Source organism: Dermacoccus sp. Ellin185, assembly GCF_000152185.1.
In the GTDB taxonomy this organism is placed as follows: Bacteria; Actinomycetota; Actinomycetes; order Actinomycetales; family Dermatophilaceae; genus Dermacoccus; species Dermacoccus nishinomiyaensis.
Genome location: NZ_AEIQ01000037.1, coordinates 1 through 24,644 on the forward strand (window position 1 = coordinate 1; position 24,644 = coordinate 24,644).

General features: G+C 67.4%; 17 protein-coding genes and 1 pseudogene. 2 read left to right on the forward strand and 16 right to left on the reverse strand.

Annotated features, from left to right (window positions below):
• From HMPREF0321_RS02270 to HMPREF0321_RS02345, 16 genes and pseudogenes are all read right to left on the reverse strand, one after another.
• Window positions 1-466: pseudogene (locus HMPREF0321_RS02270) on the reverse strand (shikimate dehydrogenase); the annotation flags it as partial.
• Window positions 466-1,731: an endolytic transglycosylase MltG gene (gene mltG, locus HMPREF0321_RS02275; RefSeq protein WP_006943867.1), complete on the reverse strand. Its 1,266-nt coding sequence runs from the start codon at window positions 1,729-1,731 to the stop codon at window positions 466-468. The gene mltG and the pseudogene HMPREF0321_RS02270, both read right to left, overlap by 1 nt.
• Window positions 1,724-2,236 carry a Holliday junction resolvase RuvX gene (gene ruvX, locus HMPREF0321_RS02280; protein ID WP_006943878.1) on the reverse strand — a complete coding sequence of 171 codons (513 nt, stop codon included), beginning with the start codon at window positions 2,234-2,236 and terminating at the stop codon, window positions 1,724-1,726. Before ruvX ends, mltG begins: the two co-directional genes overlap by 8 nt.
• Before the next feature lie 18 nt (window positions 2,237-2,254).
• Window positions 2,255-4,969, reverse strand: coding sequence for an alanine--tRNA ligase (gene alaS / locus HMPREF0321_RS02285; protein WP_006943909.1), 2,715 nt, complete (start codon window positions 4,967-4,969; stop codon window positions 2,255-2,257).
• A gap of 201 nt (window positions 4,970-5,170) precedes the next feature.
• Window positions 5,171-6,847 (reverse strand): ABC transporter family substrate-binding protein, encoded by a 1,677-nt coding sequence (locus tag HMPREF0321_RS02290; protein ID WP_006943883.1) that lies wholly within the window; start codon window positions 6,845-6,847, stop codon window positions 5,171-5,173.
• The gene (locus tag HMPREF0321_RS02295; protein WP_006943905.1) at window positions 6,847-8,973 is read right to left on the reverse strand and encodes a dipeptide ABC transporter ATP-binding protein; all 2,127 of its coding nucleotides are present in this window, start codon (window positions 8,971-8,973) and stop codon (window positions 6,847-6,849) included. The genes HMPREF0321_RS02290 and HMPREF0321_RS02295 overlap by 1 nt, the downstream gene beginning before the upstream one ends.
• Complete coding sequence (locus tag HMPREF0321_RS02300) at window positions 8,970-9,971, reverse strand: ABC transporter permease (RefSeq protein ID WP_006943903.1); 1,002 nt, start codon at window positions 9,969-9,971, stop codon at window positions 8,970-8,972. The genes HMPREF0321_RS02295 and HMPREF0321_RS02300 overlap by 4 nt, the downstream gene beginning before the upstream one ends.
• Before the next feature lie 3 nt (window positions 9,972-9,974).
• Complete coding sequence (locus HMPREF0321_RS02305; RefSeq protein ID WP_006943893.1) at window positions 9,975-10,958, reverse strand: ABC transporter permease; 984 nt, start codon at window positions 10,956-10,958, stop codon at window positions 9,975-9,977.
• Between the two features lie 160 nt (window positions 10,959-11,118).
• Window positions 11,119-13,197: a M3 family metallopeptidase gene (locus HMPREF0321_RS02310; RefSeq protein ID WP_006943871.1), complete on the reverse strand. Its 2,079-nt coding sequence runs from the start codon at window positions 13,195-13,197 to the stop codon at window positions 11,119-11,121.
• 24 nt (window positions 13,198-13,221) lie between these two features.
• Entirely contained in the window at window positions 13,222-13,596 is a 375-nt protein-coding gene (locus tag HMPREF0321_RS02315) for a DUF948 domain-containing protein (RefSeq protein WP_006943870.1), read from the reverse strand.
• 112 nt (window positions 13,597-13,708) lie between these two features.
• Window positions 13,709-14,782, reverse strand: a complete 1,074-nt coding sequence (locus HMPREF0321_RS02320; RefSeq protein WP_006943884.1) for an ABC transporter ATP-binding protein — start codon at window positions 14,780-14,782, stop codon at window positions 13,709-13,711.
• A gap of 2 nt (window positions 14,783-14,784) precedes the next feature.
• Window positions 14,785-16,092, reverse strand: a complete 1,308-nt coding sequence (locus HMPREF0321_RS02325; protein ID WP_006943876.1) for an ABC transporter ATP-binding protein — start codon at window positions 16,090-16,092, stop codon at window positions 14,785-14,787.
• Between the two features lie 11 nt (window positions 16,093-16,103).
• A complete protein-coding gene (locus tag HMPREF0321_RS02330) occupies window positions 16,104-17,120 on the reverse strand; it encodes an ABC transporter permease (protein ID WP_006943892.1) in 1,017 nt (338 codons plus the stop codon).
• A 127-nt stretch (window positions 17,121-17,247) separates the two neighbouring features.
• Window positions 17,248-18,966, reverse strand: a complete 1,719-nt coding sequence (locus tag HMPREF0321_RS02335; RefSeq protein ID WP_231729546.1) for an ABC transporter substrate-binding protein — start codon at window positions 18,964-18,966, stop codon at window positions 17,248-17,250.
• 112 nt (window positions 18,967-19,078) lie between these two features.
• A complete protein-coding gene (locus HMPREF0321_RS02340; protein WP_006943869.1) occupies window positions 19,079-20,086 on the reverse strand; it encodes an ABC transporter permease in 1,008 nt (335 codons plus the stop codon).
• Between the two features lie 234 nt (window positions 20,087-20,320).
• Window positions 20,321-21,694 carry a replication-associated recombination protein A gene (locus tag HMPREF0321_RS02345; RefSeq protein WP_006943885.1) on the reverse strand — a complete coding sequence of 458 codons (1,374 nt, stop codon included), beginning with the start codon at window positions 21,692-21,694 and terminating at the stop codon, window positions 20,321-20,323.
• A gap of 82 nt (window positions 21,695-21,776) precedes the next feature.
• On the opposite strand from HMPREF0321_RS02345, the gene HMPREF0321_RS14615 reads away from it, so the two are divergent.
• Entirely contained in the window at window positions 21,777-22,361 is a 585-nt protein-coding gene (locus tag HMPREF0321_RS14615; protein WP_006943866.1) for a hypothetical protein, read from the forward strand.
• Between the two features lie 149 nt (window positions 22,362-22,510).
• Window positions 22,511-24,643, forward strand: coding sequence for an MMPL family transporter (locus tag HMPREF0321_RS02360; protein ID WP_050786440.1), 2,133 nt, complete (start codon window positions 22,511-22,513; stop codon window positions 24,641-24,643).
• The last annotated feature ends 1 nt before the right edge of the window (window position 24,644 follow it).

The following is a 24,644-nucleotide window of genomic DNA, read 5'->3' on the forward strand; positions in this document are numbered from 1 at the left end:
TCTCGGGGCGCGCCTGCGCGCGCACGACGAACGTCACCTCGCGCACGCCGAGACGCGACAGAGCGGCGACGACGGAACGCGCCGTCGCGCCCGAGCCGATGACGACGGCGCCCCGGCCACCCGCGCACCCGGCGGCGCGCAGGGCTTCGACGACGCCGTGGACGTCGGTGTTGTCGGCGAACCAACCACCCTCACGCCGCACGAGCGTGTTGGCCGCGCCGACGTCACCAGCGAGCGCCGACGCCTCGTCAGCCACAGCCAACGCCGCTTCCTTGCACGGCATCGTCACCGACAGTCCGACGACATCGTGGTCGAGCCTGGCCACGAATGCGCGCACCTCATCAGCGACGACCTCGGCACGTGCGTACGACCAGTCGTCCAGGCCCGCCGCTCGATACCCCGCCTCGTGCAGCGTAGGCGAGAGCGAATGGTCGATCGGCGAGCCGACGACGAGTGCGCGGGGCATCAGCAGCCGCGTCCGGGGTTCGCCTTGCACCAGGCCCGGAACTTCTTCTCGTTCTCGAGCTGCTGGTCGTAGGTGTCCGCGAACAGCGTCTCGCCCGTGTCGAGGTTGACGGCGACGAAGTACTTCCACGTGCCCGGCGTCGGGTTCGCGGCGGCCTTGATCGCGTCGAGACCGGGGCTGTTGTACGGCGTCGGCGGCAGACCCGCGTGCACGTACGAGTTGTACGGGCTCGGGTTGGCGCGGTCGGCGTCGGTCGTCGTCACCGTGCCGCGCTTGTGGATGACGTAGTGGACGCTCGAGTCCATCTGCAGTTTCATCCCGCTCGACAGGCGGTTGTCGATGACGCGGGCCACCTTGCCGTCGTTCGCCGCGTTGGGCGACTCGGCCTGCACGATGCTGGCCTTCGTCAGCACCTTCTGGATCTGGTCGGCCGGGATGTTGAGCGAGTTGATCTGCTCCTTGGTGTTCGTCACCATCGTCTGCAGCTGCTGCTTCGCCGACATCGACTTGTCGAAGTCGTACGTCGAGGGGAACAGCCAGCCCTCGAGCTTGCCGTTCATCGTGCTCGGCAGGCCGAGCTGCGCGGGCGTCACGGCCTCGTACTCACTGACGGGGTGGCCGGTGCCCTTCGACAGCTTCGCGAAGATCTCGCTCTGCCACAGGCCCTCTTGGATGACGATGCCGCCGCCGACGCGGTTCTTCGGGTCCTGCAGCGCGGAGAGCGCCGAATCGGCGCTCTGCTTCTTCCTGAGTTTGTAGACGCCGGGCGTCAGGTTGACGTTCGGTGACGCCGCCATCGCCTCGACGAAGGCCGACGTCGACTTCGTCACCCCGGCCGCGACGAGGGCTGAACCGATCGTGCTGCCCGCGTCACCCTTGTTGATCTTGACCTCGGCGGTCTCGTTCTCCCCCGTGCCCGAGTAGTCGCCCCCTGAGCTGCTGAACGACGGCAGGCTCAGCCCCAGGGTGCGCCACGCGAAGGATCCGGCGGCGACGACGAGGACGAGCGCGAGCGCCAGGGTCACGAGACCGCGGCGCTTGTTCGGGTTGTAGTCGACCTCGCTCGCGCCGGCTGGGCGGAGAGCCTGGGCCTCGCGTTGCGCATCAGCGCGGGCGCGATGTTCGCGTCGCGACTGCAGCCGTCGTGCCTGTGGCAGCTCTGCCCGAGTGGGTGCGCTGCGTTCGCCGTCGCGACGGACGCTCTGGCTGGGGTCGACCTCGTCGTTGCCGCTCCCGAAGAGACGCTCGCGGGGAGAATCAGGCATCGTGGGTGTCACCTTCGCTTGTCCGTCGTCGCGCACGGGGCTTGCGGCCCCCCACCTCGAGGCCGGGCGGCCTTCCGGTGCCACGCTCGGTCTCGAGTGCGGCCTGCAGGATGAGCACGGCGGCCTGCTGGTCGACGTGCTGCCTGTGCTCGCGCCCGGCCACCCCACTGGCGTGGAGCGATTGGTGCGCGGACACAGATGTTAGACGCTCATCGACGAGAATGACGCGAAGCGCGGGCCGAAGACGCTTCAGCGTGTTGGCCCAGGCGCGAGCGGCCTGTGTCGACGCGGTGTCCTCACCCTTCATGTTGAGGGGCAGGCCGACGACGACCTCGAGGGCACGAGCGTCGTCCGCGAGCTCGGCTACGCGCTGCACATCCTTGTCGCTCGCGCTCGCGCGCGCGAGGGTCTCGACGGGCGTCGCCATGATGCCGTCAGGGTCGCTGACGGCGACGCCGACACGCACGGTGCCGACGTCGACGCCCAACCTGATCCCCTCACGCATGACGAGCCCGCTGCACCTTCAGTTCGTGACCGTGCGGCCGACGGTGTGCTCGACCTCGGCGATCGCGGCGCCGAGCTTCGAGGCGTCCTGGCCACCACCCTGTGCGAGGTCCGGCTTGCCGCCGCCACCACCACCGAGCACGCCGGCCGCGACCTTGACGAGGTCACCGGCCTTGACACGCCACTCGCGTGCCGGCGCGTTCGTCGCGATGACGATGACGGGGCGGCCCTTGCTCACGCCGCCGACTGCGACGACGCTCGGCGTCGCGTCGCCGAGCTTGGCGCGCAGGTCCGTCGCCATCGCCCGGGCCGCGTCGGCGTCGATCGCGTCGTCGTGATGACCGATGAAGCGCACCCCGAAGACGTCCTTCGCCTGCTCGACGAGGGAGCCGGCCGCAGCGGCCATCTGCTGCTGCTTGAGGCGCGAGAGCTCGCGCTCGGCGTCCTTGATGCGCGTCAGCATCTCGGAGATCTTGTCCTTGAGCTCACCCGGCTGCGCCTTCGTCATCGACGTGAGGTCGGCGACGAGGGCGCGCTCCTTCGCGAGGTAGCGCATCGCGTCGATCCCGACGAACGCCTCGAGACGGCGCACGCCCGAACCGACGGACGACTCGCCGGTGAGCGTGAGCGCACCGATCTGCGAGCTGTGCGCGACGTGCGTGCCACCACAGAGCTCTCGCGACCAGGGGCCGCCGATCTCGATGACGCGCACCTGCTCGTCGTAGGTCTCGCCGAACAGGGCGATCGCGCCCCACTCCTTTGCCTCGGGCAGCGTCATGTACTGCGCGGCGACGGGTAGGTCACGACGCAGGGCGAGGTTGGAGACCTCCTCGATCTCGCTGCGCGTCTCGGGCGACAGGGCCGAGTTCCACGCGAAGTCGAGACGCAGGTAACCGGGCTTGTTGTACGAGCCGCTCTGCAGCGCCGACGGGCCGAGCACCTCGCGCAGCGCGGCGTGGACGACGTGCGTGCCCGAGTGCGCCTGGCAGGCGGAGATGCGCCATTCGGGGTCGACCTGCGTGTGCACGCCCTCGCCGACGCGGACGGGCCCGTCGAGCACCTCGACCGTGTGCGCGATGAGGCCCTTGACCGGGCGCTGCACATCGACGACCTTGAGGCGACCGGCGGGCGTGACGATGATGCCCTCGTCGGCGATCTGACCACCGGATTCGGCGTAGAACGACGTGCGGTCGAGCACGACCTGGCCGCTCTGACCCGGCTCGAGCTGTTCGACGGCCGAGCCGTTCGCGACGAGGCCGCGCACGCTCGCCTCGGCCTGCAGCGTCTCGTAGGCGAGGAACTCGGTGGCCCCGGCCTCGCGCAGCTGCGTCCAGACGGCGACGTCACCGTGGCCGGCCTTCTTCGCCTTGGCGTCGGCCTTGGCGCGCTGACGCTGCTCGTCCATGAGGCGACAGAAACCGGCCTCGTCGACGCTGACTCCCTGCTCGGCCGCCATCTCGAGGGTGAGGTCGATCGGGAAGCCGTACGTGTCGTGGAGGCTGAACGCCTGGTCGCCGGTGAGGACGGGCTTGTCGCCGCCCGCCTGCTGGTCCGTCGTCTGCTTCGCCTTCGCGACCGCGGTGTCGAGGATCGTCGTACCAGCGACGAGGGTGCGGCGGAATGCCTCCTCCTCGGCGTACGCGATCTGCGAGATGCGCGCGAAGTCGGTCTTGAGCTCGGGGTACGACTGCGACATCCGCTCCATCGAGATCGGGACCAGGTGCGGCAGCGCCGGGTCGGCGTAGCCGAGCAGGCGCATCGCGCGCACCGCGCGGCGCAGCATGCGGCGCAGGACGTACCCGCGCCCCTCGTTGCCCGGCGTCACGCCGTCACCGATGAGCATGAGCGAGCTGCGCACGTGGTCGGCGACGACGCGCAGGTGAACGTCGTCAGGGTGGCTGCTCGCGGCCGACTGGCCCGAGTTCGCGCCGTAGCGCTTGCCCGTCATCTCGGCGGCCATGTCGAGGACGGGGTAGACCTCGTCGATCTCGTAGAGGTTGTCGACGCCCTGCAGCACCGACGCCATGCGCTCCAGGCCCATGCCGGTGTCGATGTTGCGGCGCGGCAGTTCGCCGGCGACGTCGAAGTCAGCCTTGCTGCGCACGGCGGACAGCTCGTACTGCATGAAGACCAGGTTCCAGATCTCCATGTAGCGGTCCTCGTCGACCGCCGGGCCACCCTCGACGCCGTACTCGGCGCCGCGGTCGAAGAAGATCTCCGAGCACGGCCCACCGGGGCCGGGCACGCCCATGCTCCAGTAGTTGTCGTTCGCGTCGCGGCGCGTGATGCGCGCGGCGTCGACGCCGATGACGTCCTTCCAGATCGCGTAGGCCTCGTCGTCGCTCTCGAACACCGTCGGCCACAGACGGTCGGCGTCGAGACCGTACCCGCCCTGGCTCTGATGCCTCGTGAGCAGCTCCCACGCGAACTTGATCGCGTCTTCCTTGAAGTAGTCACCGAAGCTGAAGTTGCCGTTCATCTGGAAGAACGTGCCGTGACGGCTCGTCTTGCCGACCTCTTCGATGTCACCCGTGCGCACGCACTTCTGCACGCTGGTCGCGCGCGTGAACGTCGGCGTGGCCTGACCGAGGAAGTACGGCTTGAACGGCACCATGCCGGCGTTGACGAAGAGCAGGTTCGGGTCGTCGTAGATGAGTGGTGCGCTCGGGACGACCGTGTGGCCCTTGCCTTCGAAGAACTGCAGCCAGCGGCGCCTGATCTCGGCGGTTTCCATCAATCGCCCTCATTCGTGAGAAGTCGTACGGGTGTGCGTCGCTCATCATCCCACGAGTGCGCGCCATTTCCCCATCGTGGCGGCCTCGTGACCGGCCGGGCGGTGCGGGGCACCGCGGCGCGCGAACGAACGGACGAGGCCCGGCCCCCTGTGCGGGAACCGGGCCTCGCCCGTCATGTCAGGCGCGCATCGGCGCTGACGTCACTTCTGCCAACCGATGGTCTCCGGGAACGGGAAGTAGAACACGGACGCACCGACGTTCGCGAGCCCCTTCTTCGTCGCCATGATGACCGGGCCGTTCGTCAGCGGCAGGATGCCGTACTGGTCCATGGCCTGCTTCTCCAGCTTGTTGGCCTCGGCGATCTGCTTGTCCTTGTCGCTGATCTTCGTCAGGTCCTTGAACTTCGGGTCGAGCGACTTGTCCGCGACACCGGACTGGTTCAGGCCAGAGTCCGAGCACCACACCTGGCAGGCGTACGCCACACCGTAGGGGTCGGAGGAGCTGAAGCCCATCGGGAAGAGGTCGAAGTCCTTCTTCGTGATGACGTTCGAGAACTCCGAGGAGGCGCGCTGGTCGATCTTCATGTCGACGCCGATGCCCTTGAGCATCGCCTGCATCGCCGTGGCCTGGGCCTTGCTGACCGGGTCATCACCGAGGTTGACATAGCTGAGGGTCAGCTTCTTGCCGTCCTTGGAACGGACGCCGTCCGGACCGGCCTTCCAGCCCGCCGCGTCGAGGTCCTTCTTCGCCTGCTCGGCGTCGAACTTCGTCGAGACGTTGTTCTCGTAGCCCTTCTGGAAGCTGAAGAGCAGGAACGAGCCGGGCAGCTCCTCCTTGTAGTCGAGACCGTTGAACTCGATCTCGGCGAGCTTGCTGCGGTCGACGCCTTCCATGATGGCCTTGCGAACGGCCTTGTCCGCGAGCAGCGGGCTCTTGCCGTTGAGGGTGAGCAGGCTGTTCGAGGGGTAGGAACCGCGGCGCAGCTCGGTGTTGGGAACATCCTTCACCTGCTGCAGACGGTCCTTGGTCCTCGCGCTCGTCGCGTCGATCTGCCCGTTCTTGAACGCGTTGATGGACGCCGAGGCCTCCATCGTGATGAACGTGCGCTTGTCGAGTTTGCCCTTGTCGCCCCACCACTTCTCGTTGCGGACGAACGAGATGGTGCCGGCCTTCGAGTCGTACTTCTCGATCTTGTACGGGCCCGCGCCGAGCTCGGCGTGCGGGTTGTTCAGGTAGAACTTGTTGAACTGGTCCGCGGAGCTCACCTTCGGGTTGAGCAGGAAGTCGAACAGACCTTCCCACCACACGCCCGGCTGGTTGAACGTGATGACGGCCTCGTGGTCGTCCTTGCCCTTCGCCACGGACTCGATGGCCGAGAAGCCATCCGTCGAACTGGGCAGGAACGCCTTGTCCTTGCCGCTGTTGGCCTTCCACGTGTTCTCGAAGGACTTCCAGTCGATCGGCGAACCGTCGTTGTACTTCGCCTTCGGGTTCATCGTGTAGGTGACGACGAGCTTGTCACCCTTGACCTCGCTCTTGGCGCGCTCGATGTAGGCCTTGTTCCAGATGACCTTGCTGCCGTCAGCCGAGTACGTCTTGAGGACGGGGTTGTACCAGCGCCACACGTCCGAGGTGTAGCGGGTGCCGTCCTGCTGGAACGGGTTGAACTGCGGAGAGACCTCGGTCGTGGCGGTGGTGTACGTGCCACCATCCTTGAGGGCCGACGCCGGCTGCTCGTTGTAGCTCTTCTGCAACGAGGTGTTCGTCGTCTTCTTGCTGTCGTCGCCCTTGTCGTCCGACGAGCCCCCGGAACACCCGGTGAGCAGCAGAGCGCTGGCGAGAACGAAGGCGCCGGACGCCGTCTTCATCGACTTCATCAGTGAACTTCCTTTGTGTCGGCCCCGCCTGCGAAGTGACAGGCGTGGGCATGATCGGCGCCGGTCACAGACATGAGCTCGGGCGTCGTGTCCCGGCACAGCTGCTGCTTCGCGTCGTCGAGGGTCTTATACAACGGGCACCGCGAGACGAAGCGGCACCCGGGCTCTGAGGAGGTCGGGCTGGGCAGGTCGCCCGTGAGCAGGATCCGCTCACGGCTACGTTCGACCACCGGGTTCGGCACGGGGATGGCGGACAGGAGCGCCTTGGTGTAGGGGTGCATCGGGCGCTCGAACACGTCGTCGACGGCACCGACCTCGACGATCTTGCCGAGGTACATGACCGCGACCCGATCCGAGATGTGACGCACGACGGCGAGGTCATGGGCGACGATGAGGTAGCTGAGGCCGAGACGGGCCTTCAGCTCGGCGAGCAGGTTGATGACGCCGGCCTGGATCGACACGTCGAGCGCGGAGACCGGCTCGTCGAGCACGACCGTCTTCGGGTTCGTGGCGAGCGCACGGGCGATGCCGATGCGCTGACGCTGTCCGCCGGAGAAGGCTGCTGGGAAACGGTCGGAGTGCTGCGGGTTGAGCCCGACGAGCGCCATGAGCTCCTCGACCCGCTCGTCGATCTCGTGCTTGCTCGACCCACCGAGCGCGACGAGCGGTTCGCTGATGATGCCGTGCACAGTCATGCGCGGGTCGAGGGCACCCATCGGGTCCTGGAAGACCATCTGGATGTCGCGACGCAGATCCTTGCGCTGCGACCTCGAGGCGTTCTTGATGCTCTGCCCGGCGATCTCGATGTCGCCCGTCTCGGGCTGACCCATCCGCATGATCTCCATGAGGGTGGTCGTCTTGCCCGAGCCGGACTCCCCGACGAGACCGAGGGTCTCCCCCTCGCGCAGGTCGAGGTCGATGCCGGCGACGGCGTAGACCGAGCCGACGCGACGCTTGAGCACGGCGCCCTTCATGAGCGGAAACGTCTTCGTCACGTCGTCCAGGCGCAGGACGCTCGCGCGCTCCTCGCGGGGGATGCCGGCGGCGGGATCCTCGATGACGGGTCGGGGGAAGATGGGTTCGGAGCCGATGAAGCCCCGCCCGGAGATCTCGTCGGCGCGGATGCAGGCCGCACGATGCGTCGCGGAGCCGACGGGACGCAGGGCCGGTTCGCCGTTGCCGCACTCCGCGGTCGCGATCGGGCAGCGCGGGATGAGCGGGCACGCGTCCGGGAGGTCGACGAGCAACGGCGGCGTGCCCTTGATCGGTGCTAGCGCCTCACGCCCCGTCGCGTCGACGCGGGGCACGGCCCCGAGCAGGCCGATCGTGTACGGCATCCGCGGTGCGGCGAAGACGTCGTCCGCCGTCCCCGTCTCGATGAGGCGGCCGGCGTACATGACGCCGACACGGTCGGCCTGACCGGCGACGACGCCCAGGTCGTGCGTGATCATGAGCACGGCGGCGCCCGTCTCACGCTGGGCCTTCTTGAGCACCTCGAGCACCTGGGCCTGCACCGTCACATCGAGTGCGGTGGTCGGCTCGTCCGCGATGATGAGGTCCGGGTTGTTCGCGATGGCCAGGGCGATGACGACACGCTGACGCATACCGCCGGAGAACTCGTGCGGGAACGACTTCGCACGGGTCTTCGGGTTGGGGATGCCGACGAGGTCGAGCAGCGCGACGGCCTGCTCCCACGCCTTCGCCTTGGTGATGTCCTGATGGATGAGGATCGCTTCGACGATCTGGTCACCGACGGTGAAGATCGGCGTCAGCGCCGACAGGGGATCCTGAAACACCATGCCGATGCGCTTGCCGCGCACCTTCGACATCTCCTTGTCGGTGCGTCCCAGCAGCTCTTCACCCTCGAGGGTGATGCTGCCGTCCACCTTCGCGTAGCTCGGCAGCAGACCCATGATGGCCGTGGACGTGACGGACTTGCCCGAGCCGGACTCGCCGACGATGCCGAGCGTCTCACCGCGTGCGATGTCGAAGCTGACGCCGCGCACCGCGTCGACACGCCCCGCTTCGGAGGGGAAGGACACCGCGAGATCCTTGACCGAGATCAACGGGCTGCTGCCCGCCTTGTCCAGCATGCCGCCACCGGAGACGGAGATCGGGGTGCTCATGCGTTGCCACCAGCCTTGGAGTTCGGGTCGAGCGCGTCACGCAGGCCGTCACCGATGAGTGCCATCGAGACGGTGAGCATGACGAGGAGCAGAGAGGGGAAGGCGAACAGCCACGGCGCGGAGTAGACGGAATTCGCACCGTCGGCGAGCATCGAACCGAGCGACACGTCGGGCTGCTTGATGCCGAACCCGAGGAAGGACAGGCCGGTCTCGCTCATGATGGTGGAGACGACGCCGAGGGTGAAGTTCACGATGAGCAGCGACCCGATGTTCGGGATGACGTGGCGAAGCACCACCTTCGTCGTGGGCACTCCCATGAACTCGGCGGCCGCGACGTATTCGCGTTCACGCACGGATGTCGAGATCGTCCACACGATGCGGGCCGAGAACACCCAGCCGAAGAGGGTCAGCACGAAGATGAGGACGCGCCAGTCGCCCTGGAAATAGGTGGAGATGAGCGCCAGGATGAGGAAGCTCGGCACCACGAGGAGGAAGTGGATGAGACCGAGCGTCAATTTCTCCAGACGCCCACCCACGTAGGCGGCCCAGGCTCCGACGACCGCCGAGATGATCGTCGTCAGCGCCGACACGCTCACACCGATGATGATGGATCGCTGCAGACCGTGGACGGCCTGGGCGTAGGTGTCGTTGCCGGCCTGGTTGGTGCCGAAGAAGTGGCTCCCGCCCGGACCCTGCTGCAGCGTGAGGAAGTCGGGGTCGGTGTAGTTCCACTGCGTGAAGAACCCGCCGACGATCGAGAACACGACGAGACCCAGGAGGATGACGAGACCCAGGACGCCGCCCTTGTTGCGCATGAAACGGCGCATGTAGAGCTTTCGGCGGGTGAGCGGAGCGGCGGCGCCGTCGCGCTTGGGGTCGCCCTCGGTCAGCTCAGGGGTGGGTGAACCGTCCGGTAGGCGCGTCTCGCGGACCGTTTCCGGCGAGATGGCGGCCTGTTCGACGCTTTCGGGCTCGATGGGGTTGAAGTCGTTCGTCATGGCTCAGCTCACCCGCACTCGGGGGTCGAGGGCGACGGTCGCGAGGTCCGCGAGGATCGCGCCGATGGCCGTCATGAGGGCGCCGAAGGCCGCGATGGCGACGGTGCCGTGGATGTCGTTCTGCCCGATGGTCTGGGTGAAGTACTGCCCCATGCCCTTCCAGGCGAAGATCGTCTCTGTCATGATCGCGCCGGTGAACATCGCCGGGATGGAGAACGCGAGCTGGGCGGCCGTCGGAATGAGCGACGTGCGCAGTCCGTGGCGGCGGATGGCCTCCTGGCGCGTGAGCCCCTTGGCCCGGGCGGTGCGCACGAAGTCCGCGTCCACGGTGTCGAGCAGGAGCGTGCGCTGAGTCAGGTGATAGCTGGCGTAACCCACGAGGATGAGGGTGATCGACGGCAGCACGAGGTGTGCCAGGCGGCTGACGAGCGTCGCCCAGAACCCACTGACGTTCGGATCCTGCGCACCGGCGACGTAGAAGACGGTGTGACCGAGCTTCTGGTTGGCCCAGATGCCGAGGAACACGACGCACAGCGCCGCCACCGGCAGGGGGATGTTGAGCGTGATGATCGACGTCGCCTGGGCCACGCGGTCGCCGAAGCGGTACTGGCGAGCTGCGCTGTAGACGGCCAGCGCGATGCCGAGGACCGCACTGAGAATCGTCGCACCGAGCACGAGCTGGGCGCTGATGGCGGCCCGGTAGGCGACCTCGGAGTTGACGTCGACACCCGTCGGCGACTGACCCCAGTCCCAGTGGAAGAACACGCCCTGGAACCACGTCCACCACTTCGTGAAGACCGATTCGTCGGGGTTCAGGTTGTACTGGTCCAGGGAGCGAACGATCTGGTCGTGGCTGAGCGGGGGTCGCCGCGCCAGATAGTTCGACTCGGGCTTCAGGAAGAAGGAAGCCAGGAAGAACGTCAGGTTGGTGGCCACGAAGATCATGACCACCCACCCCAGCGCTTTTCGGAGGATGTAGCGAAGCACGCGGGCGTGTCTCCTTCACGAGACGGTGATGGACGCTGGTCGGAAGGTCTTTCCTTCAGCGGCGATTGAAGAATATGTGGTGGGCGCCGAAGATGAACGGCTGGGGGACGGCCCGTGACGACATCGTTACTCACGAAACAAGGACGACATCTGGCCGACATCAGCGCGACCCGGAACTCCTGGCCTCGAGGCCGCGACGGCGGAACATCGGCCCCGGCGACGGCGCCCGGCCGCGGAAGCTCTCGTACGCCCCCATGGGGTCTGCGCCACCGCCCACGCCGAGGATCCGTTCGGCGAACCGCCGTCCGTTCTCGCGCGTCGCTCCCCCGTTCTCGACGAACCACTCGCATGCGTCCGCATCGAGCACCTCCGACCACAGGTAGCCGTAGTACCCCGCCGAGTACCCACCGGAGAAGACGTGCTGAAAGTACGGCGCGGCATAGCGGGAGGGCACGGCGTCGATGTCCAGTCCGTACCGGCGCCGTACCGTCTCGGCCATCTGCTCGACGGACGGCACCTCGTCCTGCTCGGTGAGCAGGTGCCAGGAGAAGTCGAGCAATGCGGCGCCCACCAGCTCACTGGTGGCGAAGCCCTGGTTACAGGTCGCCGAGGCCTCGAGGCGATCACGCACCGCCTCCGGCAGCGTCTCCGCCGTCTCGACGTGCTGCGCGTAGCGCTCGACGACGCTCGGCCACAGCATCCACATCTCGTTGACCTTGCTGGGGAACTCGACGAAGTCCCGTTCGACGTTGGGCCCCGAGACCGACGGGTGACGCACCTGCGACAGCAGCCCGTGCAGGGCATGGCCGAACTCGTGGAAGAACGTCTCCACCTCGTCGAACGTCATGAGGGTGGGCTCCCCCTGCGACGGCCGCGTCACGTTGAGGTTGTTGCAGACAACCGGGGCCTGGCCGAGGAGGTCGTTCTGCTCGACGAGCGGATGCATCCACGCGCCGCCGCGCTTGCTCGGGCGGGCGTACGGATCGAGCAGGTACAGGCCGACGGCGCCCCCGTCCTCGTCGTGCACCTCGAACACGCGCGTGTCGGCGTTCCAGCCCCGCAGATCGGCTCGCGGGGTGAACGTGAAGCCGTACAGCTGCTCGGCCGCGGCGAACACGCCCCGCTCGAGAACACGTTCGAGCTCGAAGTAGGGACGCAGGGCCTCCAGGTCGACGTCGTGATCTCGCGCTCTGACCTGCTCGGCGTAGTACGCGTGATCCCACGACTCGATCGTGTCCACCCCGTCCTCGCGCGCCGTGGCGGCTAGCACCTCGATCTCGGCGCGGGCGTTCTCGCCGGCGGCACGCGCGATGGGAGCGAGCATGTCGAGCACCGCCTGAGGCGTCCTGGCCGTGCTGTCCGCCGTCGCCCACGCGGCGTGGCTGTCGAAGCCAAGCAGCGCGGCTCGACGGGCACGCAGGCGGGCGATGTCCCGAACCAGCTCCCGCGTGTCGTTCTCGTCGCCGCGACTGCACCGCGCCGTCGACGCCGTCATGATGCGTCGACGCAGGTCACGATCACGCAGACGCGCGAGGTAGGGATGTCCCGTCGGATACGTGAGAGGGATGACGTAGCCGCCGCCGTCCTGCTCGGGCCGTGCCAGGGCGTCGATCTCGGCGTCGTCCAGGCCTGCGAGGCTCGAACGCTCCTCGACGACGACGGCCAGGGCCGCGGTGTCGGCCAGCAGGCGGCGGTCGAACTCGGCGCCGAGTGTCGCGAGCTCGCCGTTGATCGCCTTGACCTGCTCGGCAGCCTCCGGGGTGAGCGCCGCGCCGGCAAGCGTCATCGCCTTGATCCGGCGCTCGACGACGTGGCTCTGCTCGGGGCTCATCGTGGCGTCGCCGGCTCGAACCTCGCGCAGCTTCTCGAGCAGGGCAGCATCGACGTCGACCAGGTCCGCCAGGGCGGCGACGCGCGGCGCGAGCTCGTCCTCGAGGGCCTGCAACGGCGGTGTCGTGTCAGAACCGGTCAGGGTGTAAAGCGGCGCCAACACGCGTTCGGTGGCCGCGTGATCGCGTTCCAACGGCTCGACGACGTCGACGAACGTCGCCGGTGTCTGCGGCTGCGTGATGTCCGCGAGGGTGCGCCGCACCTGCTGCTCGAGATGCTCGAAGGCCGGGACGAAGTGATCGGCGCGGATGCGTTCGAACGGCGGCAACTCGAACGGCAGGTCGCTGCGCGTCAGCAACGGATTGGTGGAAGCGTCGTCCGTGACGGGGCCGGTCGTGATCTGGTTCATGGGGTGACCCTAGCCGCGCAGCACTCAGAATCGGCGCGGCGTCCCCGGGGTCTTTCCGCTCATTGCCGTCTTGATGGTGTAACCGACGGAGGCGACCTTCAGCATGGGACGCCCGACCGTCGCCACGGTCAGCGACGTCAGGGCGTTGAGATTATTCGTCATCGTCGCGAGGTTGGCTGTGATTGCGTCGAGGCGCTCGACCTGGGTGTTCGCGGCTGCGACGGTCGAGGTCATCTCCGTGATGAGCGGCAACGTCTCGTCGCTCACCTTGCGCACCGCGGCGCTCGCCTCGTCGAGCACGGCGCCAGCCTTGCCGATGACACTGCCAAGGCGCCACACGAGCACGGCGAACGCGACGGCCGCGATGAACCCGGCGATCTGTCCGAGCGTCAGGTCCACGTCATCTCCTTCTTCGAGCGCGCATGTCGCGCTGCCACCAGATTACGGGGTGCACATGGCCGTCAGGCCCGCCCCGATGTGGGGCGGGCCAGACGGCTTCAAGCGGGTGACGTCACACGACGTCGGCGCGCACCTCCGGGAAGTGGCACGCGACGCGGTGGCCGGGCGCGACCTCGACGGGCTCGGGCACGACCTGAGCGCACAGATCCTGTGCCTTCGGGCAGCGCGTGCGGAACACGCAACCCGACGGCGGGTTCTGCGGGCTCGGCAGGTCGCCCTTGAGCAGGATGCGCTCGCGCTTGCCCTTGAGCGTCGGGTCCGGGATCGGCACGGCCGACAGCAGCGCGTGCGTGTACGGGTGCTGCGGGCGCTCGTACAGCGTGTCGCGGTCGGCGTCCTCCATGACCTTGCCGAGGTACATGACGACGACACGGTCGGAGATGTGACGCACGACGGACAGGTCGTGCGCGACGAACACGTACGCCATCTTGTCGCTGTCCTGGATCTCCTCGAGCAGGTTGACGACCTGCGCCTGGATCGACACGTCGAGCGCCGAGACCGGCTCGTCGCAGACGATGACCTGCGGCTTGAGGGCGATCGCACGCGCGACACCGATGCGCTGACGCTGACCACCGGAGAACTCGTGCGGGTAGCGGTTGTAGTGCTCGGGGTTGAGCCCCACCCGCGACATGAGCTCCTGCACCGCGTTCTTCACGCCGCCCTCGGGCTTGACGCCCTGGATCTCGAACGGCGCCGAGATGATCTTGCCGACGGTGTGACGCGGGTTGAGCGAGCCGTGCGGGTCCTGGAACACCATCTGCAGTTCACGACGAATGCGCCGCAGGTCGCCGCCCTTGAAGTCGGTGATGTCCTCACCGGCGAACTCGATCCGGCCTCCCGTGGGCTCGAGGAGCTTGAGCATCGTGCGACCGGCGGTCGACTTGCCACAGCCCGACTCGCCGACGAGGCCGACCGTCTCACCGCGGTGGACGACGAGGTCGATGCCGTCGACGGCCTTGACGGGGTTGTCGGGGCGCCGGATGAGGCCCGCCTTCTTCTGCGGGAAGTGCTTCTGCAGCCCGGTGACGCGCAGCACCTCTTCTCCGACGGCGACCTGGGTCGCGCTCGCGAGAGCGTCGTCGGGTCCCGGCGGCACGCTCGTCGCGTGCGTGTCTGCGTTGGTCATGCTCAGTCTCCAACCTTGGTCGCGCCGTGGGCGTCCGCAGCACCGGCAGTCGCGGCGTGGGCCGCGCCGGTTGTGGAAGCCGCGTCGTCGCCGTCGATCGTGCGGGTCTGCGCGGGCTTCATGTGCTCGGCCTTCCGCTCTGCGGTCAGGAAGCAGCGGGCTTCCTGGTCGCCGAAGTGGCGCAGATCGGGCATCTCGGTGTCGCAGCGATCGCCCGGCACGAGGTACTTGAACGCGCAACGCGGCGCGAACGAGCAACCCCTCGGCAGGTTGATGAGCGACGGCGGGTTACCGGGGATGGGGTCGAGCTGCTCGCGACGTGCCTCGTCGAGACGGGGCATCGAGTTGAGCAGACCCACGGTGTACGGGTGTTGCGGCGTCGCGAACGTGTCGTAGACGTCACCCTTCTCGACCGGACGCCCGGCGTACATGACGAGCAGGTCGTCCGCGACGTCGGCGACCACGCCGAGGTCGTGGGTGATGATGATGATCGCGGACTTGAACTCCTGCTGCAGGTCGAGCATGAGGTCGAGGATCTGCGCCTGCACCGTCACGTCGAGTGCCGTGGTCGGCTCGTCGGCGATCAGCAGCTTCGGGTCATTGACGAGCGCCATCGCCGTCATCGCCCGCTGACGCATACCGCCCGAGAACTCGTGGGGGTACTGATCGACTCGCTTCTGCGGCGACGGGATGCCGACGCGGGCGAGCATGTCGATCGTGTGCTCACGCGCCTCCTTCTTCGACGCCTTGGGGTGGTGCACCTTGTAGGCCTCGATGATCTGCGCGCCCACCGTGTAGTACGGGTGAAGCGCCGACAGCGGGTCCTGGAAGATCATTGCCATCTTGCGCCCGCGCAACTCGCGCATGCGGTCTTCCTTGATGGTGAGCAGGTCGTCACCGTCGAAGTCGATCGCACCGGAGATCTGAGCGTTCGTCCCACGGTTGAGGCCCATGATCGTCGTCGACGTCACCGACTTGCCGGAACCCGACTCACCGACGATGCCGAGCGTCTGACCCTCGTACAGGTCGAAGCTCACGCCGTCGACCGACTTGACGATGCCGTCATCGGTCGGCCAGTGCACCTTGAGGTCGCGCACCGACAGCAGCGGTGTGCCACTCTTGTCGACCTGCTTCTTGCCGGGCTTGGCGCCCGAGTCCGTGAACGTCTCGCGGCCCACGCCATGGCCCGCGCCGTGCCCGGGGACCTTTGCGGCCGCGGTGGCGACGACGTCGCTGGCCTTGTCAACGAGAGCTTCGGCCTTCTCGCCGACGACGGAGTCGTCGACCTTCTTCTTGAGCTTGTCGAACATGGTCTCTCTCCTCAGGCCAGCTTCACGCGTGGGTCGACCACGGCGTAGAGGCAGTCGACGATGATGTTGGCCACGATGACGAGCGCCGACAGGACGACGACGATACCGACGTTCGTTGGCAGGTCCGGCGTCTGGGTCGACGTGACCGCTAACTTGCCCAGGCCGTCGTAGTTGAACACCGACTCCGTGATCGGTGCGCCGCCGACGAGCACGGCGAAGTCGATGCCGGCCATCGTCATGATCGGCGTGATGGCCGCCCGCATCGTGTGCTTCCACAGTGTCTTGCCCTTCGACAGGCCCTTGGCCTTGGCGGTGCGCAGGTAGTCCTCGCTCATCGTCTCGAGCACGTAGGCGCGAGTCATGCGGACGTACCCGGCGGCGGTGAACAGCGCCAGCGTGAGGGCTGGCATCAACAAGCCCGACAGCCAGCCACCGATGCCTCCGTCGGCGATCGTGGAGTACTTGGGAACCGGCAGCCAGCCCCAGTCGATCGCAACGAACTGGTACAGGAGCGAGCCGATCGCGAAGGTCGGCAGGGCGTAGAAGATCAGCGATGTCCCCACCAATGTCTTGTCGACGATCCCGCCTCGATTCAACGCGGCGAGGATACCGAACCCGACGCCGAGGATGAGCGTCAGCGCGAAGGCGACGAGCGCAATGGAGAAACTGATCGGGAATGCTGCCTTGATTTCATCCGTCACGTTCGCGGACTGCAGCGGCGAATACCCCAGGCATGGCGCGTCACATGAAAAGGCAAGGTCGGGCGCGCTCTTTCGTAGTTCCTTGTCCTCCGGGAATTCGCGTCCCGTAGCTACGCCCTTGACGAAATTACCCCACTGCACGAGAACGGGCTTGTCGTAGCCGAGGGCCTTGCGGTTCTGCTCGATGAGCGCTGGGGAGCAGTTCTTGCCACAGGTCTGGGCGGCCGGGTCCTTGCCGGCGGAGAAAAAGAGCACGAACGTCGCGAGCGTCACGACGAGCAGCATGACCAGACCCGAGAAGAGTCGGCGAATGACGTAGGCAACCATGAGCTTCCGCCCTTGCGGGCAGTCCTCTCGAACGGGAACGGGGGTGGGTTCGGTGTCGGCCGCGAGGACCGGGCGACCGGCGGGGCATCGGTGGGTGCCCCGCCGGTCGAGGTGCCAAGACGTCCGATTACTTCTTGACGCCGATGACCGCGAGGTCGGGGTACATCGACGTGCCGGCGCCGTTGATGTAGTTCGTCACCTTCGAACCGCGCAGGTAGTAGAACTTCTGCGACTCGAGCGGAATGTAGGCGACCTCTTCGCCGAGCTTGGCGTCGATCTTCTTGTAGATCTCACCTGCGGCGTCGACGGACGTGGCCTTGGAGGCCTCGTCGATCATCTTGTTGACCTCGTCCGACTTGTAGTTGCCGTAGTCGGAACCGTTCGACTTCGCCGTCAGGTTGACACGGCTGTCGAACAGCGGCGGGATGACCGTGCTGGCGGACGGCCAGTCCGAACCCCAGCCGGCCCAGTACACGTCGCCGTCGGAGTTCGGGTCGCGGATGACATCGTAGTAGGTGTCCGTCAGTCCGTTCAGGGTGACGTTGAAGCCGGCCTTCTTCCAGCCGTCCGCAATGGCGCCTGCCTGCTTGTCGGCCAGCGGGGTGCCGCCCTGGTACGTGAACTTGATCGACGGGTTGGGCTGACCGGCCTCCTTGAGGAGCTTCTTGGCCTCCTCGATGTTTCCGCCCGTGCCGTACTTGAACGCCGGGTTCTTGACGTAGGCCGTCGTGAGCGCCGGGTTGATGATGGAGTCGGCCTTGGCGTAGGCCTTGTCACCGCCGCCAGCGGTGATCCAGGCGTCCTGACTCGTCGCGGCGAGCAGAGCCTGACGGACCTTCTGGTTCGTCATCTTCTTGAAGTTCGGCACGAGGTAGTCGACGTACGGCGACTGCACGTTCGCGGACCGGTCCTTCACGGCACCCGTGATCTGGCCGTACAGCTGCGGCTGGAGCGAGCTCGTCGTGATAGCCGTCTGGTCGTCACCGCGGTCGGCGATAAGACGCTGGTTGATCTTGACCGGGTCGATGCCCTCCTGGAAGACGATCTTGTCCGGCAGCGCCTTGCGCACGGTGTCCGTCTTGGCGTCCCACTTGTCGTTGCGGACGAAGGTGCCACCCTGACCCTTCTTCCACGTGCCCTGCAGCTTGTAGGGGCCGTCAGAGAAGGCGGTGAGGTTGCTCTTGTCGCCCTTGTCCTGGTCCTTGCGGAACGGGTCGAACGCGCGCAGGGAGGCGACGGCGAGGTTGAAGTCCGGCCACGCCTTGTTGAACTTGTACGTGATCGTCTTGCCGTCACAGGTGACAGCCTTGTCGAACGCGTCCTTGTTGTGGTTCTTGTACGGGCCGTCGTAGATCGGCAGCCCGTTCTTCTGCGGGATGTCGAGGTACGCAAGGGCGTAGGACGGGCCACCCGTGATGACGTCCGTGGCAAAAGTACGCGAGATGCCGTACTTGAGGTCATCACATGTAATGTCCTTGCCGTCCTGCCACTTGACGCCGTCCTTCAGCGTGAAGCTCCACTGCTTGCCGCCGTCCGACATCTTGCCCGTGTCGGTGGCGAGGTCGGCAACCGGCTTGTCGCCCTTCTTGATGTCGTCCGTGGCCGGCATCGTGACGAGCGAACGCGACCACAGGCGGCCCCAGTTCGAGATGTCACGTCCGATGTAGACACGCTGGGGGTCGAGGTTCTCGGCGCCGCGCTTGTTGAGGTAGTTCAGCGTGCCACCGGAGTCCTTGCCCCCGGAACCGCCGGAGCCACCGTTGTCGCTGGACCCGCCACCGCAGGCAGCGAGGCTGATCGAACCAGCCATCGCCACGGCGAGGATGGAAGCCGACTTCTTGTTCATCGTCATCTCCTTGATGAAGAAGGATCCGCCGAGGCGATCCAACCGACCTGACCGGACGTGGCCAGGAAAACTGAGGGAGCCCGTGGGCTCGTGTGAGAGACGCGCGGTGGCGTCAGTGGCGATCGGCCTTGGGGTCGAGCGCATCGCGCAGGCCGTCGCCCAGAAGGTTGAAGCTCAGGACGAGAACCGAGATCGTGATGACCGGCACGAAGAAGTACGTCGGATCGGCCTGCGAGAAGTCGATGGCGTCCGTGATGATGTTTCCGAGCGTGGGGGTCGGGGCGTGGATGCCGACACCGAGGAAGCTCAGGGCGGCCTCCGCCGAGACGAAGGCGGGGAACGTCAGCGTGGCGTACACGAGGAACGGCGCCCAGAGGTTGGGCAGCAGCTCCGTCACGTACAGACGGCGGTTCGTCGCACCCAGGGAGCGGGCCGCCTCGATGAACTCACGGTTGCGCAGCGTCATGACCTGGCCGCGAATGATGCGAGCGAACGTCGGCCAGCCGAACAGGCCGAGCACGAGGATGATGTAGATGCCCGCGGCGATGTTGCTGTTCTTTACGCCGAAGCTCTGGATGCGCGCGATGATCGTCCCCGACAGCGCCAAGAGCAGCAGTGTCTGCGGCCAGCACAGCACGAGGTCTACAAGCCGGCTGAGCAGGAAGTCGGCCTTGCCCCCGGCGAAGCCCGAGATGAGCCCGACCGTCATGCCGATGAGCATCGCGACCGCCGTCGCACCGAGGCCGACGACCACGGAGAACGTCACGCCGTACATGAGGCGGCTCAGCAGGTCCGTACCCGAGGAGGGCACGACGCCGAGCGGGTGATGCGAACTTGCACCGCTGAAGCTACCGATCGGCGTGCCGTCCTGGGACAGGAGATCGCGATGGTTGGTCGTGGGGTCGAGCACACCCGTGGCCACGAGGATGGGAGCGATGATCGCCACGAGGACGAACAGCGCCGCGATGGTCATCGCAGCAAGGGTGGCCTTGTCGCGCTTGAGTCGAGACACGGCGATCTGACGAAGCGAACGACCTTCGATCGCCTTGGGCTCCTCGGGCGTCTGGGGTTCGGCCCCATCGGGACCCATCCCTTCGAGCGCGGGATCGCCGGTGACCATTGCCAAGGCTTCGTCCTTCCGTCTCTGGGCGCTCGGTGCGCGCTCCGCCTGTCACACGCGGCCCGGCGGTTGGCCGAGCTCGTCATGCACCCCAGATCATGCCCCATCGAAATTGTGATTCCAGCCTCAAAGTACGAGGGTCACCAGATCGTTACCTTTGACCCGCGAATGGCCGCAGGTGTAACACCGCGTTAACGAAACACGCGATTCTGCAACATCACGCAGTGAGCTGCATCACGTTGCACTCTCACCCCCGCGGATGACGGCGCGCAGGCGTCGCCATCGCTCCCCCAGCCGCTCCTCCCACCCCCGCGACGTCGGGTGGTAGTAGTCCGCGTCGGGCAGCAGGTCGTCGGGCAGGAACTGCTGCGGGCCGACGCCGTCCGGTTCATCGTGCGTGTATGTGTATCCGGCCCCGTGCCCCAACTGCGTCGCCCCGGCGTACCCCGAGCCGCGCAGATGCGGCGGCACGGCGCCGCCGCGGCCCGCCCGGACGTCGGCGATGGCGGCGTTGATCGCCGCGTACGCCGCATTCGACTTCGGCGCGATCGCGTTGTGCACGACCGCCTGCGCGAGGATGATCCGCGCCTCCGGCATGCCGATCTGCGCGACGGCGTGCATCGCCGCCACCGCCGTCTGCAGCGCCGTCGGATCCGCCATCCCCACGTCCTCGCTTGCGGCGATGACGATGCGCCGCGCGATGAATCGCGGATCCTCGCCCGCCTCGAGCATGCGTGCCAGATAGTGCAGGGCGGCGTCGACGTCGGAGCCGCGCATCGACTTGATGAGGGCGGAAGCGACGTCGTAGTGCTGGTCACCGGCGCGGTCGTAGCGCACCGCGGCTGCCGCCATCGCCTGCTCGACGTGGGCGAGCGTGATGGTCTTCTCCCCCGCGTCCGTCGCCACCCCGGCGCCCGCCTCGAGAGCCGTGAGCGCCCTCCGGGCGTCACCGCCGGCCATGCGGACGAGGTGATCGCGCGCGTCGTCGTCGAGGGTGAATCGCTCGTCGAGACCGCGCTCGTCGACGAGTGCCGCGCCGATGACGTCCGCGATCTGCGCGTCGTCGAGCGAGGTGAGCGTGACGAGCACCGAACGCGACAGCAGCGGGGCGATGACGCTGAACGACGGGTTCTCCGTCGTCGCGGCGACGAGGATGACGGTGCGGTTCTCGACGCCGGGCAGCAGCGCGTCCTGCTGGGCCTTGCTGAAGCGGTGGATCTCATCGAGGAACAGGACCGTCGAACGGCCGTACATCGCGAGGTGGCGGCCCGCCTCCTCCATCGCCTGACGCACGTCCTTGACGCCCGCCGTGATCGCCGACAACTCGACGAACCGGCGTTCTGCGCTGTTCGCCGCGAGGTGCGCGAGCGTCGTCTTGCCCGTTCCGGGCGGCCCCCACAGGATCGCGCTCATCGGCCCCGCCGCACCCGCCTGGCCCTCGATGAGACGCCGCAGCGGCGATCCGGGCTTGAGCACCTCGCCCTGCCCACGCACCTCCTCGAGGGTGCGCGGGCGCATGCGCACCGCGAGCGGCGCCATCGCCGACGCACCAGCGCTGCCCGAGGTTCGTTCACCGTCGAGGCGGCTCGAGAACAGGTCATCACTCATGGCTGCAGTCAACCAGCCACCACCGACAAGGCACGACTAGAGTGAGCCGCGCCACCGCGCCGCCCGCCTCGAAGGACACCCCATGAGCAATTCCTCCCAACCCACCGCGATCCGTCAGACGTTCAACGTCGTCATCGGGTGGTTCGGGGTCGCCATCGGGATCGTCCTCGTCGTCAGCGGCCTCATGGCCCGCTCGCCGCACACGATGGCGTTCGTCGGCTTCGCCCTCGCCGCGGCGTCGTTCTGCGTCATGGTGCGCCCGAGCATCCGCTTCGGCGCGGACGACGTCGTCGTCTCCAACGTCGTGCGTGAGGTGACGCTGCCCTGGCCGGGCATCTCGCACGCCACGTCGAAGGGCAGCCTCGTCCTCCATGACAACGACGGGCACAAGACGACGGTGTGGGCGATCGGCTCGCAGAAGGCGCGCGGCGCGCGCAACGCCGACGACGCGCGTCTCGGCATCCTGCCGACCGCGTCCCTGCGCCCGATGCCGGGCACCCTGACGCAGCCTCCGCGCTCTGCCGGCGCGCTGCGCGAGGCCTTGGACGCCGAGACGGTGGACAACCCGGCCGACGTCCCCTCCGGTCGTCGCGTGCGCTGGCTGCCGCTGCCGTGCGCCCTCATGGCACTCGCGCTCGTCAGCGTCATCGTGGCGGTCATCGGATGAGGTGGGGCGCCACGCGACAGCGCGCCGGGGCCTCTCGGGCCGACGATTCGTCGGCTGCCTCGTCAAATGGTTCGGGCCATTCGCCCGAGCCGACCGACGGCGAGCGTCCGAGCGGGCGAGGCTACGGCGCCTTCGTCGCGCGTCACGCCATGGCCATCGTCCTGACGTGGCTCGTCGCCGTCGTCCTGGCCTTTGCGACGACGGCCGGCGCCTTCGGTGGCGGCGGACTCTTCGCACACCTGCGGCAGGCCGAGCCGTTCGTGCCGGGTGAGGCACACACCGGCAACGACATGCTGCTGACCGGCGACAAGGCCGGCGGCAGCGTCGCCGTCCGACTCGACGGGGTGGCGAGTTCACAGCAAGCGGCTGTCGGCGCGAAGGTGCAGCAGGTGATCGACGACGTCGTGCACACGTCGGCGGTCGAGTCGGCGTACTCACCCGCGGCGAAACGCGACCCGCGCGTCGCTGCCGCCTACCGTTCCTCGAGCGCACCCGAGTCGATGGTCTTCGTCGCCACGCTCGATGCTGGGCTCGACAAGAGCGTGCAGGAGGACGTGAGCGCGCAGGTCACGAAGGCCGTCGAAGCGGTGACGCCCGCGGGGGTGCGCGTGCGCACCGGCGGGTCCGTGGAAGTGCTCAAGCGCATCACCGATCAGGTGCAGGAAGACCTCAAGACCGGAGAGGGCATCGCCTTCCCGCTGACCCTCATCGTCATGGTCATCGTGTTCGGAGGATTCATCGCGGCGGGCCTCCCCCTCATCGGCGCGATCGCTGCGATCGCCGGCGGGCTGCTCGCGCTGCTCGGGTTCAGCCACGTCACCGACCTCGATGCGACCGTCGTCAACATCGTCACGATTCTTGGTCTCGGCCTCTCGATCGACTACGGCCTGCTCATCGTCGGACGCTTCCGCGAGGAACTGTCGCGCCTCGCGCTGCAGCGCGAGGCCGACGGCCTCGACGGGGTGCTCACGAGCGCCGACCACGACCTCGCGACCCAGCGCACGATCGCGACGGCCGGGCGCACCGTTCTCTTCAGCGGGCTTACGGTCGCGATCTCCGTCGCAGGGCTCGTCCTGTTCCCCGCATCGGTGACAAAGGCGATCGGCCTCGCCGGCCTGTCCGTCGTCGCCGTCGCCTGCCTCGCGGCGCTGACGCTCGTGCCCGCCTGCGCGCGCCTCGCTGCGGCGCGCCTCGCGAAGAAGCGCGTGCAGCCTGACGCGGACGAGGGACGATTCGCCGACCTCGCCCACGCCGTCCAGCGTCATCTGTGGATCTCGATCTGCGGTGTCGTCGTCGTCCTGCTCGTGCTGGCCGCGCCGCTGCTCGGCATGCGGCAGGTGAGCTCGACGAGCGCGTTGCTGCCGACGTCGGACCCGCAACGCACCCTCATGAACGACCTCGCCCACGACTTCCCTGCGCTCGGCGAACCCGCCGTGAGCATCGTCGGCGAGACCGACGTGGCGACGATGACGAAGTGGGTCTCGAGCGATGTCGCACACCGCGAATACGTCACCGGGGTCAACCCCGTGCGTGACCTCGGCGACGGCAAGGTCGCCGTCGGATTGCGAGTCGACGGGGCCACCCCCTCCAACGGGCGCACGCAGCACGTCGTCCACGACCTGCACGCTCACCGCCCAGGATTTCCGACATGGGTGACGGGCCAGCAGGCCAAGCTCGACGACTACACGCACGCCATCGCTGCGCGAGCCCCCTACGTCGTGCTCGTCGTTGCGTTCGCGACGCTCGTGCTGCTGTTCCTCATGACGGGATCGCTCGTCCTGCCGCTCAAGGCCCTCCTGTTCAACGCCCTCTCCCTCGGCGCGAGCCTCGGAGCGATGACGTGGATCTTCCAGAACGGCCACTTCGAATCGCTGCTCGGCTACACGAGCAACGACGCGATCGAGTCGACCGTCCCCGTCATCCTCATCGCGTTCGGTTTCGGCCTGGCGATGGACTACGAGGTATTCCTGCTCTCTCGCATCGTCGAGGCCCACGAACATGGTGACGACGACGCGCGCGCCGTCGCCGTCGGCATCCAGCGCAGCGGACGCATCGTGACGAGCGCCGCACTTCTCATGGTCATCGTCATGCTCGGGTTCGCCGCGGCGAAGATGGTCATCATCAAGCAGATCGGCGTGGGCCTCGCCCTGTCGATCATTCTCGACGCCACGCTCGTCCGCATGATCCTCGTGCCCGCGACGATGACCGTCATGGGCCGGTGGAACTGGTGGGCCCCCGCCCCGATGAAACGCTGGCACGCCCGCTTCGGCCTCCGCGACTGAC